Source organism: Flavobacterium erciyesense (genome assembly GCF_018069925.1).
Taxonomy (GTDB): domain Bacteria; phylum Bacteroidota; class Bacteroidia; order Flavobacteriales; family Flavobacteriaceae; genus Flavobacterium; species Flavobacterium erciyesense.
This window is the reverse complement of sequence record NZ_JAGPXB010000009.1, coordinates 22,896-41,392: the sequence shown is the minus strand read 5'-3', so window position 1 is coordinate 41,392 and position 18,497 is coordinate 22,896. Positions and strand designations below refer to the sequence as shown.

General features: G+C 36.3%; 8 protein-coding genes. 6 read left to right on the top strand and 2 right to left on the bottom strand.

What is annotated here, in order from left to right:
* Window position 1 precedes the first annotated feature (1 nt).
* A complete protein-coding gene (locus KBJ98_RS10325; protein WP_210790407.1) occupies window positions 2–1,330 on the bottom strand; it encodes a sensor histidine kinase in 1,329 nt (442 codons plus the stop codon).
* 442 nt (window positions 1,331–1,772) lie between these two features.
* Here KBJ98_RS10325 and KBJ98_RS10320 point away from each other — a divergent pair, with 442 nt between their 5' ends.
* From KBJ98_RS10320 to KBJ98_RS10295, 6 genes are all read left to right on the top strand, one after another.
* The gene (locus KBJ98_RS10320; RefSeq protein WP_210790405.1) at window positions 1,773–4,097 is read left to right on the top strand and encodes a hypothetical protein; all 2,325 of its coding nucleotides are present in this window, start codon (window positions 1,773–1,775) and stop codon (window positions 4,095–4,097) included.
* Window positions 4,098–4,103: 6 nt separating this feature from the next.
* Window positions 4,104–10,196 carry a serine hydrolase gene (locus KBJ98_RS10315; RefSeq protein WP_210790402.1) on the top strand — a complete coding sequence of 2,031 codons (6,093 nt, stop codon included), beginning with the start codon at window positions 4,104–4,106 and terminating at the stop codon, window positions 10,194–10,196.
* 114 nt (window positions 10,197–10,310) lie between these two features.
* Entirely contained in the window at window positions 10,311–12,059 is a 1,749-nt protein-coding gene (locus KBJ98_RS10310) for a hypothetical protein (protein WP_210790399.1), read from the top strand.
* 1 nt (window position 12,060) lies between these two features.
* Window positions 12,061–12,945, top strand: coding sequence for a hypothetical protein (locus tag KBJ98_RS10305; RefSeq protein WP_210790396.1), 885 nt, complete (start codon window positions 12,061–12,063; stop codon window positions 12,943–12,945).
* Window positions 12,946–13,102: 157 nt separating this feature from the next.
* Entirely contained in the window at window positions 13,103–14,149 is a 1,047-nt protein-coding gene (locus KBJ98_RS10300; protein WP_210790393.1) for a WD40 repeat domain-containing protein, read from the top strand.
* Window positions 14,150–14,435: 286 nt separating this feature from the next.
* Window positions 14,436–14,876: a retropepsin-like aspartic protease gene (locus tag KBJ98_RS10295; RefSeq protein ID WP_210790390.1), complete on the top strand. Its 441-nt coding sequence runs from the start codon at window positions 14,436–14,438 to the stop codon at window positions 14,874–14,876.
* Between the two features lie 58 nt (window positions 14,877–14,934).
* On the opposite strand, the gene KBJ98_RS10290 is transcribed toward KBJ98_RS10295, so the two are convergent.
* Window positions 14,935–18,345, bottom strand: coding sequence for a T9SS type A sorting domain-containing protein (locus KBJ98_RS10290; RefSeq protein WP_210790388.1), 3,411 nt, complete (start codon window positions 18,343–18,345; stop codon window positions 14,935–14,937).
* Between the last annotated feature and the right edge of the window lie 152 nt (window positions 18,346–18,497).

The window sequence follows — 18,497 nt, the reverse complement described above, 5'->3', positions numbered from 1 at the left end:
TTTACAGAGATATTTCTATGATTAATTTCGTGCCATTCTCGTTACTCTCTAATTTATGAGTACCTCCAATTAATTGTATTCTTTTCTTAATATTACTTAGGCCTATACCCAACCCTTTTTCGTTCTTGACATCAAAGCCTTTTCCGTCATCTTGAAGACAAAGTTGCAATAGGTTATTTGTGTGAATTAGAGTCACATTTATGTTTTTACAATCAGAATGTTTGATACTGTTTTGAATAAATTCTTGAGCAATTCGTAGCAATACAATTTTTGACTGTTCAGACAACTCTAAATAATTAGCGTTTGAACTAAAAATTACATTGCATTTTTTCAATTCATTAAAACCGTCACACTCTCGTTGCAACAGCTGGTTTATGGTATTGGCTTTTATTGTATTATCAGTTAATGATTTTGACAATCCTCTAAGTTCGCTTAAAGATTGATTGATGATGGAGCTTATGTTTTCGATACAATTGTTAATCAAGGGCGCTTTGTTCTCATAAGCCAATTGCTGCGTATACAAACTGGCCAATGTGAGTTTCTGCCCAATATTATCGTGAATTTCTCTACCTATTTGTTCCATCGTTTGTCGTTGTATCTCGATTTGAACGATGTTCAATTGCTCTTGATGCAATATTTCGGCTTTAATTTTTTGTTGATTAGTAAAAAAATATTTGTAGATAAAAGCACATACAAAACAAGTGTTCTCCAAGACATAACCCAAACACATAAAAACAAACCCTAAGTATAAATCCGAATAATAATTGGTAAGGGAATCCCAAAATGCTAGAAAACCACTAATCAGCAAAAAACTAATGGCTAAAAATAAATATCTAAAATATATTTTTTTTAGCTCTAACATAATGTGGTAATAAAACAAAAAGGAAAGCAAAACAACAATCACTCTAGAAACTATAAAGTATGGAATGCATTCCAGAACAAAATACGGAAATAAAACCACCACAATTACATAAAACAAAGTAAACACAGCATAGAACTGAAACACCAATTTTAATTTAATGAATTTTTCATCCTCTTGTAACAATGCATAATAAATAAAGGCTCCAAACATAAAACTCCCAATCATCTGTACAACATCTATTAAAAGCTCCAAAACATTGAACTGAAATGAATGTGCCAGTACATACCCATTTGCCTTACAGTATACAGCTATGATGAAAATGATATTAGTCACAACATAACCACAGTAATAATAATAGATTTTTGATTTAAAGAGGATCCCTAAGTACAAACCAACACAACTTACTAGACATAAAAATCCTAAGGAGAAAAAACAAAGTGCCTGAAATGCGTTGTCATTAAATGTCATAAATAAAAGTAGTGTTAGCGTTTAAATGAATAGCAAATTATAACATTACTGAGAATTCTTCCTCCCGTTTTCAACCATATTTACTACCGTTATTTAACGGTAAATAAAGTTACAAAAATGGGTTTTAAAACCCACTTAAATCTAATAAATCTCAATTATTTTTGAATAGTATTAAACATTAATTAAATCATTAACATTTTTATTAAAATAATCAAATTATTATAACACTTTAACCACACCATCAAGTAGTCCTTTATTAATGAACTAAATAATTGAAACGATGATGAAATTTAAAAAAACAAGCATTCGGATAGTGTACAAAATATGGGCATTGATTACCCGATAATGAAACATTCAAAAATTTAAGATGACAATAATGAACAACAATCATTACAATAATGCACACTAGCAATCTTAACTTTTGAAACAACTCTTTTACAATATGAAAAAATATCTACTTGTATTTATTATTCTTTGGTGTCATACCATATTGGGGCAAGCTCCGACAATCACAATTAATTTGCCGCCAAATCCAAATCCAGATACTTCACAATGGGGAACAGGAAATAATATTTTTAATATTCTTGTTGCTGGTGCTAATATGAATATGCTTTTTGAAAGTAATATTCTTGTAAATATTAAAAGTAATGGTGGTGTAAAATGTGGTGGACCAAATGCAGCATCAGCGCAACCCAGTAATATTGCAACATCAGCACCAAAATCTTGGGTAGGAACTTCGGCACAAGCCTTAATAGGTCAAGAATGTATTTTAAATCCAGGTAGTTATGAAATTTGTGTTCAGTTTTACGAAAGTAGAAATGGAGCAGCATCAGGTAAATTATTATTAGAAAAATGCATGCCTTTTATCATTGCCAGTAAAGAACAAGAATTGTGTTCGCCACCTATAAACGCAAATCCAATAAAAAATAAAGTTCTCGAAGAAAAAGACTTGCTATCCCTAACCACTTTCAATTGGTCGCCCATCGTTTCGTCATATCGAGGTATTGTTACGTACCGCTTATTTGTTTGGGAAGTTGAAGAAGGCGAAACTAATGCACAAGCCATTTACAATAATCAAACTATTATTCAAGAAGATATAAAGGGACAAACTCGATATACTTCTAAACCTGGAATTATCGAAAAAAGAACTGCAAAATACGTTTGGCGTGTTCTTGCATTAGACGCCGAAGGAAACCCTATTTGTAAAAATGCACAAAGTGAACCCACCAATTTTGAGATAAAAGTTACTGAGGAAACTTCGAATTGTATCGATTTTGAAGGTCAATACAACATCAATAATTGGAAAGGTTTTTATGTAGACCCAATAAGTATCAAAACCGATGTCCCTCACAAAAACCACCTGCAACTTGTTGATGATCAAGGACCCTCATTTGCTATAAACTATAAGGATTTTGCAGGCAATTGGCTCGAAAAAGGCAAAAATGGTTGTTTGTGCTTTGATTACATGGTGGATTGGGAAGGAAAAGCAGATAAGGTAACACGTTCTCCAGCATTCTTTTTATATCACGGAATTCCTATTACAACTGCAGGTACAGGAGTGTCGTTTGGGACATCCTTTTATCGTGCTTGGATAATTCCAAATCCATCAATGCCCACAATTGTTGATACTGAATGGCGAAAATTTTGTTTACCAATTGCATTAAGTTCCAAGGGAGAATTACCTTCTAATGCCTTTGGACAATGGCAAGTTGTAAAAGATGGGGTCATTCAAACTGGGGCAGCGGCAGTAACCGCCTGGGATTTTCTGATTCAGAATGTAACCGGTTTTAGTCTTGGCACAGATTATAACGGATCACCATCAGAACAAGTTAATTTTGATAATTTTTGTTGGTCATGTGATGATAAAACTAATCCTCCAACAGAAACGTGTTGCGATGAAACAAGCCAAGACGGCTGTTTGGTTATAGATAAATCCCAAATGACAATAGTTTGCAATGGCGTTGACAAAGACGGAAAAACCATTTATAAAGTTAGCAACATTAAATTAAAAAACACCAGCAAGAAAAAGGCTAAAACGGGACTTACTGCAAACACTTCGGGAACCAACTATGTTAGTGCAAGCCCAACTGGTTCATTTACTATAAAAAACATTTCTCCAGCAGCATCTAACCCAATAAGTACAGGCCAAGAAATTACTATTTCGTTCGAGCTTAGTCAAGTTGTTGGATCGTCGATTGCCTTTAATATCGAGGGATCATTAATCTCTAAAGATTTAGTTTGCGATAAAAATTTCGAAATAAAAATTGATAAACTTCCAGAATGTATTGTTTGCGATTATTGTTTAGATCCAAAAAGCAGTGACATAAAAGTTAGATCAAAAACTGTTTTGACTACTCCGTTAAACATAATGACAATTGCGCAAAATTTTACAATCAGCCCAAAAAACATCAAAAAAATAACCGCTGAAATCATTTCATTCGAAGAAGATCCTGTTGCTACTTCGTGCATGAAATGTGTTGCAAAAGAAAATTGGGTTGGCAATTTTATTGGTACAAATACTGAATCTTGGAATTCTGGAACACCAATGAATGCTTCGCCAGTAAATAGTGATGGCTATTATCCTGCAAAAATGGTAGAATGGAATTGTAACAAACAAGGCAATTTAAATCTCAATTTCAAAATTGCATTGCCGGGCGCTGAGACAGGATGCACACGAAAAGGGAAAGTAGGTATTAGATACAGTTTTACAGATGTAGATTGTATTACCTGTGAAAAAATCATCTACTATAATTACACTTCAAATTAATTAGCAATGAAAAAGATATTTTACATATTCTCACTTTTTATTTTAACAGTAAATAGTATCTCTGCACAAAAAGTTTGTTGTCCAGATTTTAAACTGGTTTCTCCAATGGGCGAATGTTATAACAAACCATCGCACCCTGTAGGCGGAACAAACGGTGATTATTGTCAAAGTAGAATTTCGGGTTGCAAACATACCAAGGAAACCTTTGGAATTTTCCCTAAAAAAGTAGGCTACAATTACACTTGGACCGTTACCGGAGGGACAATTGCTTCTGGAACAGGAAATGTAAAAGATATCACTTGGGGAAATGGCAATTTAGGAACAATTACCGTTGTTATTTCAAACCAAAACGGTACTTGTACTCAAACTATAACCGAAAAAGTGTGTTTGATAGATGCGCCAATTGCTAATTTTTCTTTTAACCCAAATAGTCCCGTTTGTGCTAATCAAGTCGTTCAATTTACCGATACTTCAACCGATGCAAAATCGTGGAACTGGGATTTTGGCGACGGAACCTCATCAACTCAAGTAAATCCTACACACAGTTATACCACACCTGGAACCTATACTATTACACTAACGGTTTCAAATCTTGTTGTATCGTCTAATCAAGGCAGTGATAGACCTTGTGGATGTACAGATACCATAACAAAAACCATTACCGTTGGCGCAGCTGGCATACAAATTATTCCAGATTGCAAACAAATGTTATGTAAAGGAGACAAAGCATCGTATTCAACAGCTTCACCCTGTAGCAATTACAGCTGGAGCGTAACTGGCGGACATATAGAGGGTTCCTCTACGAGCGAAACGGTAAATGTAATTTGGGATGGAACTTATCCAGCAACTGTTAATATGACAGGAACTTGTATAGGTAAATGCGGTAATTCAAGCACTTTAAGCGTTCCTGTTTTGTACCCAACAATGCCAATTCAAGGAGATGTAATTGTTTGCCCCTCTGGTTTTTCAACCTATAGCTTACCCAGTATGCCAGGAACAAATTACACTTGGACAATCTCAGGTGGTGGCTTCATTTCAGGAAATAATGCCGATACAAGCGTTATCAATGTCGATTGGGGCAACGCTGTTGGCGATTATACGATTACCTGTAACTACAGTAATTCCATAACTAAATGTAATGGTACAGCAACTATAAAAGTGCAGGTTTTACCTCGCTTCAAAATATCAGGAAATGCTAATGGTTGCGAAAAAACTGCTTTTTCATATACGGCAAATGGCCCTGCAAATTGGACAATTACACCAAGTTCAGGAACGTCACCATCTACATTTTCTAATGTAACTAGCATTTCTGGAACTTGGACAACCGCAGGAAGTTACACTATAAACGCAACGCCAGTGACTCCTACAAATTTTTGTAATTATCCAGACGCAATGGTCGTTACCGTTTTGCCAATTCCTATTCTTGGTGCCATTACAGGACCTACAACTATTTGTCCGGGCAAACCGTATGTGTATAACATTACATCAAACAGACCCGGAGGAACATTTAATTGGACCGTAAATGGTGGGACTTATACAACATCTGGCAGTAACAATAACTCAGCAACCGTAACTTGGAATGCAACCGGACCCTATTCACTAGCAGTAAATCAAACGGTAGCTTCGTGTAGCGCAGCAAATAATCAAATACTAAATGTAAACGCATTTGCAAAACCTACAATCACAGGAAGCTTGACCTCGTGTATGGACAATACATTAACATACACCACCTCAACCCTTGCGCCAGCTGGAGATTATACTTGGAGTTTGAGCAACGCACTAGGCACAATTGTTTCGGGTCAGGGTACAAATACCGTTCAAATTGCGTGGCACGGATCATTAAATCCGCCAAATACTTGTATCCTAAAGTTAGAAACCTGTGGCGGAACAGACCAAATTACAGTAACTATAATTACTGCTCCTCCGGTGGTAATTTCAAAAACAGGAACGTTGTGCTCTACAAGCGGCATTACTCTTTCATCATCAATTACAGGAACGAGTTACGTTTGGGAACTCGACAATGTAGTAAAACCAACATTGAATACTCAAAACGTTACAATTACAGATCCAGGTACTTATACCGTTAGTATTACCGGAACTAGTGGTTGTGTTTCAAAAGGATCGATTGTTATTCCAAAAGAAAACACTGGTTTTACAGCGAATATTGGAGCTACCAACAAAACCTATTGGCTATGTACCGAAACTGTAAACACAAATTTAGTAGCCACTCCAATGCCTGCCGGAAGTTATTGCTACAAGTGGTTTCAAGGAGGGGTTTCAGGTATTGGAACTCCGGTTGGAACAAATTCTCCAAATTATACTGCAACATCGGTAGGATATTATTGGTGCGAAGTGAGCATTTGTAATACCTCTTGTAAAGTAATTACCGATAGGATTTCTATTCGAAAAGAAAATTGTAGTACGGGTGGCAGTTGCAATCCTAACTATAATCCCGATTTTACAATAAACACAAATTGCAATCCCTTTTCATTCTCCACCACCAATGTACCGTACAGTGGCGGAAGTGCATACTGGTATTTTGGGGATGGCGTTGAAACTTCAGGAAGCAATGTGACGCATCAATATAAAGGCATTGGCACCTATTCGGTTTGTGCTAGATTCGGCAATGGCACTTATTGTCAAAAAGACATTTGTAAAACTGTTACTGTAAATCTTGCAGCCAATTTTACCGCAGCAGTAAATTGTAATAAAGTTACCTTTACCAACTTATCTCAAGTCCAATCACCTAGCACTATTACATCGTACAGTTGGTCATTCCCTGGCGGAAGTCCGGCAACAAGCTCAGCAGTAAATCCGGGTGTAATAACTTATGCAACTGGCGGTTCACACACAGCAACTTTAAAGATCACAGGGAGTGACGGTTGCAAAGTAGAATATTCAGAGACTTTTAAAACAACCGCCATCCCGGCATCAATGAATCTGCCAAGTTCTATTTGTGCCAATTCTATTGTACCGTTTTCTACTCCAGGTAGTGATCCGGATTTAAGCTACAGTTGGAATTTTGGTGATGGATTTATATCCAATTTGCAAACTACAAATCACACCTATGCCGCATCAGGGCCTCAAACCGTTATGTTAACCGTAACTCATAAAAACGGTTGTAGCACTATTTTAACCCAAAACATTACGGTGTTACCAGCCATTACGGCATCAATTGGTGGTGATAAAAAAGTATGTCCTGGAGGCAGTATTACCTTAAGTACAACAACCTCTTTTACTACCTATCAATGGTACAAAGACGGAAGTCCAATCGCGGGTGCAACTTCGGCAACTTACAATGCCACACAAGAAGGGAGTTATTATGTTCTCGTTGGCAACGGAACCGGCGGAGGATGTACCGCATTCTCAAACAAGTCGACAATTAGTTTTAATCCATTGCCAATTGCCAAAATTATTGCCAAAAAAACACAATGTATCTCCGATTCACCGATTCAAATTTACAATTCGACATCACAAACCGGTGCAACCTACACTTGGTCTGTTACTGGTCCAGCACCGTTGACATTGGCAAATTCAGCTTATCCAACGGCGACTGCAACTGTTCCTGGCGAATATAATTTTGAATTAACTGTAACTAGTGCAGACGGTTGTATTGCCAAAGATGCTATTTGCGTCACTCTTGTTCAAAGCCCAACAATTACCATTACAGCACCCACCGGACAATTATGCGAAGGCAAAAGTCACACCTTTACGGCAGTCGCAGCATCGAATACAAATCCGAATGATTATACTATTAAATGGAGCAATGGCATGATTGGCAATACAATGACTACAGGCGTTGCCGGAAGTTATACCGCAACAATTATAAATGCAGCTGGTTGTACAGCAACCGCTTTTGCTGGAACCATAGAAAGCTTGCCAGATGTAAGTCTTTTTCCTAAAGGCTGTCAAACCGCTTGTTGGACAGACACGATTAATTTTCCGTTGCCAAAACCAGCTACAGGCGCTTATACGGTGACTTGGTACGATAATGATGGTACGGCTGTCGCCAATGTAGGAACAGGACTTTCATTAGCCTTATCAACCTTACAACCAGGTATTCACCATTTGTACGCAACGGTTTCTGTAGGCGGTGGTTGCGTAGCGACAACAGCTGTTTTAGATTTAAACATAAAAGATTGTACCCTTTTGCCTGAATGTGATTCTTGCAAAGATTTACTTTCAACCAGCAAAGCCGAATCGGAAACTAATTTCGTCAATTCGAGTACAGCACAAATCACGAACGAAACCATCACTTTTACCATTTTAAAACCCGTAAAAGAAGTACGAATAAGCCTTGCTGATATGAAATACTATTGGAAAGATCCTGCTTGTGCTGATTGCAAAATACAAATGATAGAACGCGGTTGTATTTTTGCTACAAACGCAAATCAAGCATTAGGAACGTTAGTAGCTGATAGCGCAACTGCTTCAAATGTCATTTCGGGAGCAGTATCAAACAAATGTCCTGAAGAACTAATTTGGAGTGGCGGCACAGCCCTTCAACCAGGAACTTATACTATTACGTTTCAACTTTCATTGCCAAAACCGCCAACTAAAAACTGCGTTTTGGTGCTCGAAAAAGCTTGTTTCCATTTGACATTAATTGATGAAGATTGCAAAAAATGCGAAACTATTATTTGTAAAAAAGACACCATCACCGACCCAAATTGCGCTTGTAATACCGGCAATACTTGGTCAAACTTATTTTTAACACCTAGTACTCCCGGGATCGCAAAACCCCGCAAGCAAATAATTTGTGGCGACACAATGACTGATATTAAGAGTGATTTTGCCTATACACTCTCGGGAGTTTATAATTGTAAAGGAAGCGGATGTGCATCAACTAAAAACGAAATAACGGTTTACAACCAAGTCAACGAAATCATATACACTCGCGTTGCAACAACATTGTACGAAACAATTATATTCCCTGAAAAAGGAATATACTCCGTGACGCTTACAGCTAATTGTGGTGATAAAAAATGTACTTGCTCGTTTAGAATAAATGTAAATTCTGGAATTGTAGTTGAAACTGGCGGCGGTGGAACTGGAACTGGAACTGAAGTTTCCGATATTCCGAACAATCCAACTCCTTTAGACAAACCTATTGAAGAAATTTTAAAGCAAACATTGCCTCCTGATTTCAATGGTCAAATTCTAGTATCGCAGAACGACAAAACACTCTTTGAAAAAAACTACAGCTTTAAAGATAATGTAACTAGTCACACCGCTTTTGACCTTGCATCCATTACAAAAACCTTTACTGCAATGGCTATTTTAAAATTAATGGAGAACGGAAAGCTCAAAATAGACGATCCGGTTGTTCAATATATACCAGAATTCCCTATTCCAGAAATAACTTTAAAAATGTTGTTGAGCCACAAAAGTGGATTAGAAGATTATCTAAAATTCATTGACGAATCCGACTGGGATAAGAGGAAAAACCTAACCAATGCTGATTTACTTCAATTTATTGTCAAAAATAAATCAAAAGTTATCATTAACAAACCCGGCAAAATATTCGATTATTCGAACACTAACTATGCTTTGCTCGCATTAATTATCGAGCAAATAAGCAACCAACCGTATAAAGATTATTTAGCAAACACCTTTTTTAAACCCTTACAAATGAGTGATACTTATATGATGGGATTAGATAATCACGCTAAAGCAACCAAATCGTATTACCGAAATGGTAAAGTGTATTCGCTCCGATATTTAGATTTGGTGTACGGTGACAAAAACGTATACAGTACCGTTCAGGATTTAAAAAAATGGGACAAAGCCTTACGAGATGGCAAAATGTTTAAGAAAACAACGTTAGACTTAGCCTATGCACCAACTAGCGCACTTGCTCCCTATGCTAGTAATTATGGATTAGGGTGGAAAAAAATTATTACCACAAGCGGCAAAGAAGTTTTATACCACACCGGTTGGTGGGCAGGAAACAGAAGCCTTCTCATTCGATTACCAAAAGAATCTGTAATGATTGCTGTGGTAAGCAACAACAACTACAGCAATATAAGTGAAATAAAAAAATTGTGCGATCTGTTTGGCGACTACCAATTATCGAACAAGAAAATTGATAATTTTTAAAAAAGGAATTGTCCAACCACAGGATTTTACAGATTATGGATTTTCTTGAATCTGCGATAAAAAAACAACTTGATTATAATTCAGAACTAAAGAACTACAACTAAAAACCAAAATATGAAACTAAAACTATTTGCATTAATTGCTCTATGCTGCATCAGCTTTAGCAATGCACAAACCAAAAAAGCCAAGAAAAAACCAAAAGCGGTTGTATCGGGCACAGTTGGTGTAACATACGAAAATTATGGTTTAACAAAAAACCCAACAGGCTGGCCGGGATTCAGCCCCAGAAAACCTTGGAATCAAGTTCGCTTCAAATTTAAACCCACAATAACTATTGGAGAATTAAAATTACCGTTTAATTTTAGCTTTGTTCAAAATCCAACAAATTTTTTGGGTCCTTATGCGGGAATAGGCGCTGCTGGAAATCAAACTTTTTTGCAATATTTAACCAATCCGCTTAACAACTTTTCAATAAATCCAAAATACAAATGGGCAGAATTGCAATTGGGAACACAATATTTAAACTATAGCGAACTCACTACCGGTGATATTGGTGTTTTTGGAGCAGGAATAGACCTAAGACCCGGAGGTTATTTGATTAAATTTTTTACTGGAAGTTCACAACAAGGCATTAATCAATCACTTGCTCCTCCTGTTATTGGTGCTTACAAACGTACGAACTGGATGGCCCAATTGGGGAAAGAGAAAGAAGGAACTTACAAAATTGCTCTAACCGCAGCTTCAGGAAAAGACCATTTTAATAGTGTCTCTTCACCTCCTTTATTGGTAACTCCACAAAGAGGTTTTGTTTTAAGCTTATTAGGGAAAGTTCAATTAGATCAAGGCTATTTTATAGAAGCAGAGACAGGCCAAACTTTTTTCTCGACAGATACAAATTTAGGACCGCCAATTCCTGGTGGCGTAAAATCTTTTCGACCTTTCTATACTGCCGATGCTTCGTCCTTGAATGATTTTGGCGGAACAGCAGCTTTTGGTAAAAAATCTACCAATTTTGATATTGGTTTTAAAACATATTATTTGGGAGCTGGATTTTTTACAATGGGCTATCCATTTCAACAATCAGATAGGTTAGATTTGACCGTAAATACGCGTTTTAATGCCTGGAAAAATAAAGACAAAACATTTAAAACTAATGTTGTTGCCAGTGTTGGTAAACGCACCAACAATTACAGCAATTCTTTATTACGCGAAAATATGCTCATTGCAAACATCAATTGTTTTACACAATTTAACGAAAAATGGAGTTTGAATGTAAATTATAATAATTTTGGCTTTCAGAGTGTTGGCACAAATCCATTTACCACAAAAAATATAAGTAATGATTTTGGCGTAAATCCCTCACATACTTGGACTACTACGAAAATGTCACATTTGTTGAGTTTAAGTTATAATTATAGTCAATATGACGAACGCGACGTTTTTACGGGAATTGTAACATCAAACCTTACACATACCGCTTTTTTGAGTTATGTGCCAACCTATTTTGATAAAGATATTACTCCTGATTTTAGTTTATTGTATTTTACAAATCAAATGCCGTTGTTCAAAACCACCTTAGCTACCGCAAGTGCCGGTTTAGGAACACCACTTTTTAACAAAAAAGTAAATCTTAAAGCCCAATTGCAGTACACATTTATAAAAAACAATGTATTTACGCCAAACAACAATCTTGTTGCCAGTTGCTCCATCGATTGGAAAATTACCAAAGAGCTAATTTGGACCAATTATTTTTCGACCAATTATTATAAATTCGGTAATGAATCGCTTCCTGTAGGCGCCAATTATATCGAAACCAATTACAAAACAGGATTACAATATAAATTTTCAACTAAAAAAAGTTAAAATGAAAAAGCTAAAACTCATCATAATTGCTATGCTTTTGTTTGTAACAAATAGTTTTGCGCAAATCAACACCAATCTTATAGTTAGCAGCTCACCGCCGGCATCACTTGCATCATGGTCAAGCCAAAAACAAACTATTGTTTATATGGTAAATGGAAATGCTGCCATGCAAGGTGAATATAAAATAAAAACCGAAATTCAATTGAGCGACGGAACTGTTATTGGTAAAACTGATTTGACTCGGTCAAGAATTTATGTTTTACAACCTGGAAATACTATTTATTATGCTGATGATGTCTTGCCTCTTGAGCATATGATTTTTACAGGAAAATACAGGACAGAACTAAACCAATCAGGCAAACTACCTAGTCAAACCTATCAAATTTGTGTAACATTAGTCAATAGTACAGAATATTTACCCCTTACTACAACCAAATGTAAAGTCTTCACTATTGCTGCACCAATATTACCAAAGCTTTTAAAACCATACAAAGATCAAGTGCTAGATGCAGTCGAAGCCCAATCTGTCATTACCTTCAGATGGACTCCTCGTACTCCTGTAACCCCAAGTATTACTACTTATAAGGTTTTAGTTTTTGAGGTTTTGCAAGGCCAAACCCCACTGCAAGCCCTACGAAGCAATATGCCTGTTCTTGACCAAGAAGTGCGCGGCACCACTCAATATATTTGGCAACCACAGGGAATTTTAAACGAAAATCCAACAGACGAAAATGGAGTTTTACATCAAAAACAACTTGTCTGGACTGTGCAAACGTTTGATAATCTAGGAGAACAACCTTTGCTCGACGGAAGTTTAAACCGTGATGGCGTGAGCGAACCACTTACTTTTTTTATAGAAAACAAAAGCGTGAAAGCTAAAAATTGAATTACAACTTACAAATGACAAACCCGATTATTATAAGCCTACTAAATTTAAAAAATAAAAAACGATGAAAAATCTAAAAACAACAATACCTAGGGTAAATGCACAATTAGATAAGACTCATCAACTGCCATGGGTTAACTAATATTAAAAAGAAACCATGAAAAAAACACTTGTCCTGTTTCTTTTGTTATTTGGAATTACCCAAATTTATGCACAGAAAAAAAAGACGAAAACGGTCAAAAGAACATTTATCTCTAAAATAATAACGGCACCCAAAGTAAGTCCTTTTGCAAAGCTTTCTGCCAATAACGCTTTCACTATTAATACAGTTTGTGTGAGCCCTGATGGAAAACAGATTCTTTCCTCAGGCGATGACGGCGAAGTACGCCATTGGGATATTGCTACGCTTACGCAAACCGAAAGTTTTACCGGGGACAGAAACAACGATGGAATTATTTATCCTGTAACAGGAGTGGCTTATAGTCCTGATGGGAAAACTTATGTATCAGCTCAAAAAGGTTTTTTACCAAAACTTTGGGATACTACTTCTAGAACAGTAATTAAAAGAATCAATCAAAATGGAGCTGGTGTATATTCGCTTGCTTACAGCCCCGATGGAGTACTAATAGCATTTGGCAATTACGGGTCAATAACCATTAGTAATCTTCCTTTGGGAACCCAATTAGAAATTGCAATGCCAGAAAAGAGTGAGGTGATTTCGGTAGAATTTAGCCCTAATAATCAATACCTTATTGCAGTTACAAACAATCAAGAAATTTCGCTTTGGGATGTTAATACAGGTGCAAAAATACGAAATTTTGATATTCATAATTATGATAAAGATGTAGAATATGCTACTGATGCGGTCTTTACTACAGATGGAAAAATGATAATTACAGCAGGTTTTAACAAAAATCCCTACCAAGGAATTATCAAAATGTGGAATGTAAACCATGGCAGACTTGTGAGGGGAATGGCAGACGGACAAAGTGTAGATTGTTTGGCTATAAGCCGAGATGGGCTAAAATTGGCCACAGGAAATTCCGACCATACAGTTAAAATATGGGAATTAGCCACAGGGAAACTATTATGGATACTCGTAGGAGTTAAAAACTATGTGAAGTCGGTTACTTTCAGTCCAGACGGTCAAACCGTTGTCGCTAGCAGTACGAATGGCGCTATAAATCTTTGGAAAACTAACTAAAGAAAAGTGTAAGGCTTAGATTATGAATTAATAAGAAAGTGACGATTTATTTGTCACTTTTTTTATTTTTTAAAATTTTACCACTCGAAAAAAAAGCAAGAAATAACATGTTTTATGCCGCTATTTTAAAAGAAATTTCCAAAAAACATATTGGTAGCTATTGATACCATATCGTAATACCTATTTTTTCAGTTGTTTACCACTAAGAAAATAGATTTTTACAATTCCTTAAAAACTCCACGTATCTTTGAAACAAATAAATTAGCGATAAAAAAAATTAGCTTAAATGAAAAATCTCCACGTTATTCTCAAAAAAGAAAACTACCGAAAAGTAAAATTTAAGATTACCAAAACGCAGCATCTTTTGATAAAAGCTACTATAAATGGGGTGAAAGGGAATTTTATTTTAGATACAGGAGCATCTAACAGTTGCGTAGGATTTGAGAGTGTGGATTTATTTACATTAGATGCAAAAAAATCAAAAACAAAAGCTTCTGGTGCTGGCGCAACCGGAATGTTTACACAAATTGCCACAAAAAATCAACTGCAACTGGGCTCTTGGAAAGACACTGCTTTTGATATTGTTATTTTCGATTTGTCTCACGTTAATGAAGCTTTACTACAACACAAAGCAAAACCAGTTCATGGAATCATTGGTGCTGATGTTTTAATGAAAGGAAAAGCAATTGTGGATTATTACAACCATTATTTGTATTTGTTGAAATAAAAGAAAAGAGCGTATCGAAAATCAATACGCTCTACTTCAACTATTAACTCAAACACATTTATTCTTTGATCATTTTTGTGGTGGTTGCTTTTCCTTCTACAACTGTTTTTACGATATAAACTCCTTTTGAAAGTTGACTTGTTTGAATGGTTGTGGAATTACTTTTTGGACTTCTAACTAAAACTTCTTGTCCCAACACATTATAAATACTGATATTATTTATTTCACCATTAGCATCAATTGTTAAATAATTAGTAGTCGGGTTTGGATACATGATCACTTTTGAAATTTCAAAATCAGGAACATCTAAGGTAGAAGCTGTTTTGCTAAAATAAACATTGTCCATATAAACAGTTCCTGCCGGCGCTCCTGAAAACACCAATTGAGCAATATTCCCTCTAGTTGTCAAACCTGTAAACTCTGATAAAGGAATATCAAAACTATTCCATCCTGATAATGTAGGCGTACGTGTAATTTCAAACTCCTTATCATCACCTCCCTGATAGACTCCATTTGCACCAAAATCAACTAGTTTTATTTTGAAAGCTGTTAAATCCGATGTCCATACATCAATATGAAAATACAACATTGCTGTCGCGTTTATTGTACCAGTCACATCAACTCCAAAATAATTCAAATTTGTATATTTCTTCGTGTCATTTCCGGCAATTTGCATATCCGTTAATGTACTTCCTGCTGACCAATCTGTTCTCCAAGTTGTAATTGGCACATTAGTATATGCATTACTGAATAGCGAAATAACATCTGCTACCGCAGTTGTAGGCGTTGGCGCAGCAACAGTTGGTACAGTCGGAGTAACAACTACTGCAGTTTTATTAAAATAAACATTATCAATATAAACAGTTCCCGCTGGTGCTCCAGAAAAAACTAACTGTGCGATATGTCCTCTAGTGGTCAAGCCTGTAAATTCTGACAAAGGAATATCAAAACTATTCCATCCTGATAATGTTGGCGTACGTGTAATTTCAAATTCCTTATCATCACCTCCTTGATAGACTCCATTTGGACCAAAATCAACCAGTTTAATTCTAAAAGCTGTTAAATCTGGTGTCCATACATCAATATGAATAAAAGTCATTGCTGTAGCATCAATGGTACCAGTAACATCAACTCCAAAGTAATTCAAATTTGTATATTTCTTCGTGTCATTTCCGGCAATTTGCATATCCGTTAATGTACTTCCTACTGACCAATCTGTTCTCCAAGTAGTAATTGGAACGTTAGTATAGGCATTACTAAACAGCGATATAACATCTGAGGCTGGCTTTGTAGGAGTTGGCGCAGCAACCATTGGTCCTGTTGGAGTAGCTGCAGCCGTTTTATTAAAATAGACATTGTCAATATAAACAGTTCCAGCTGGCGCTCCTGAAAACACTAATTGAGCGATATTCCCTCTAGTGGTCAAACCTGTAAACTCAGATAAAGGAATATCAAAACTATTCCACCCTGATAATGTTGGCGTACGTGTAATTTCAAATTCCTTATCATCACCTCCTTGATAAACTCCATTCGGACCAAAATCAACCAGTTTAATTCTAAAAGCTGTTAAATCTGGTGTCCATACATCAATATGAATAAAGGTCATTGCTGTAGCATCAATTGTGCCAGAAACATCAACTCCAAAGTAATTCAAATTTGTATATTTTTTCGTGTCATTTCCGGCAATTTGCATATCCGTTAGGGCACTTCCTGCTGACCAATCAGTTCTCCAAGTAGTAATTGGAACATTAGTATATGCATTACTAAACAGCGATATAACATCTGAGGCCGGTTTTGTAGGGGTTGGCGCAGCAACAGTAGGTTCTGTGGCAACAACTGGAGCGGTTGTTTTAGCAGAAAAAGTGATATTATCTACATAACTAACGTGGTCAGCTGATCTTGTTGTACCTTCTGGAATAAAATCTGGAAATACAATAATTTGATCAATGCCAGTTGAAACTCCCTCCCCAATTTTTCCGGCAAAGTTGAATGTCAATTCTTCCCATTCATTGATTTTAGTATTGGTAACAGTGATTTCACCTGTTGATCCACCATCAGGTCGAGCAAACTTGATACCTACCTTACTGATTACATCCTTATACACCATCATTTTTACAGTGCTGTTGGTCTCATTCAAAGTAAAAGTTCCAATACCATTTGTACCAGAAGCATGAGCCGTTTCGAAACCAGTATACCAAGCCCCTGCAACCAATGCTGTAAATTTTACCGCTGTGTTAGAGGTATTGATTCCTGTTTTATTTGGATTTGACGCTAATAAGGATGCTGTTGAAGGTCCAGATGGATTATCAAAAGAAGTCAAGACCCATGTAGATCCATATTCGCCTGATTCGAAGGTTACAGGTGCATATGGAGCTGAAGGAGGAGGAGCAACTACTGGTGTTTTATTAAAATAAACATTATCTAAATATATTGTCCCTGCTGTTCCAGAAAATACAAATTGTGCGATATTCGCTTTTGTAGTCAAACCTGTAAATTCTGACAACGGAATTTCTAAGCTGTTCCACCCGCTTAATGCCAATGTACGAGTCACTTCAAATTCTTTATCATCTCCACCTTGATAAGCACCGTCAGCACCAAAATCTACTATTTTAATTTTGAATGTATTTACATCCGGCGTCCAAACATCGATATGAAAGTTCAACATTGCTGATGCATTAATTTTGCTTGCTTCAGTAATCACTCCAAAGTAACTTAAATCCGTATATTTTTTAGTGTCATTTCCAGCAATTTGAATATCTGTTAAAACATTACCTGACTGTCCCCAATCAGCTCTCCAGCTATCAACAGTTACGTTACTATAAGCATTGCTAAACAACGAAATAACATCTGCGGCCGGTTTGGAGGGCGTTGGTGCGGCAACAGTTGGAACAGTTGCTGCTGCTTTTGCAGAAAAAGTAACATTATCGAAATAGCTTGTCGTTTCAGAAGTTCTTGCATTGAAATCTAAAAAGAAAATCATTTGATCAATATTGATGGTTTCATTTAATCCAATTTTCCCTGAAAAGTCAAAAGTCAATTCTTCCCATTCATTGATTTTAGTGTTTGGCACTTTTATTTCTGGCTGAGCACCACCATTTGCAATTGCAAACTTGATAGCTACGTCACTAATTACAGTTTTGTAGACCATTATTTTGACGATGCAATTAGAAGCACTCAAAGTGAAAGTTCCAATGCCGTTTACACCCGAGGCATGAGCCGTTTCAAATCCTGCATATGGTTGAGCACCTGATGCACTTGTTCCCGCAGCAAACTTCCCCACAGTTGCTGAACTGTTTATACCGCCTGGAAATGGATTAGCAACTTTCGAGTACCCAGCTCCTGATCCATTTTCAAAAGTTGCAAATGACCAAGTAGAACCAAAGCCTCCCGTTTCGAAGGTAATAGGTGCATTTTGTGAAAATCCTACTGAAAAAATCAGCAGAAAAATAAATAAAGTAAAGTTCTTCATAAGTTTAAGTTTTGAGTCTACTCCAAAATTACAATTCTATTGTGTCGAGTAACAGAAATAGCAGTATCTAAAAACTATACAACTTAAAAATCAAAAAATTAAACTAAAACCAGGCAATCGGAGCACTATCAATAGGGCTTAACATTAATTTG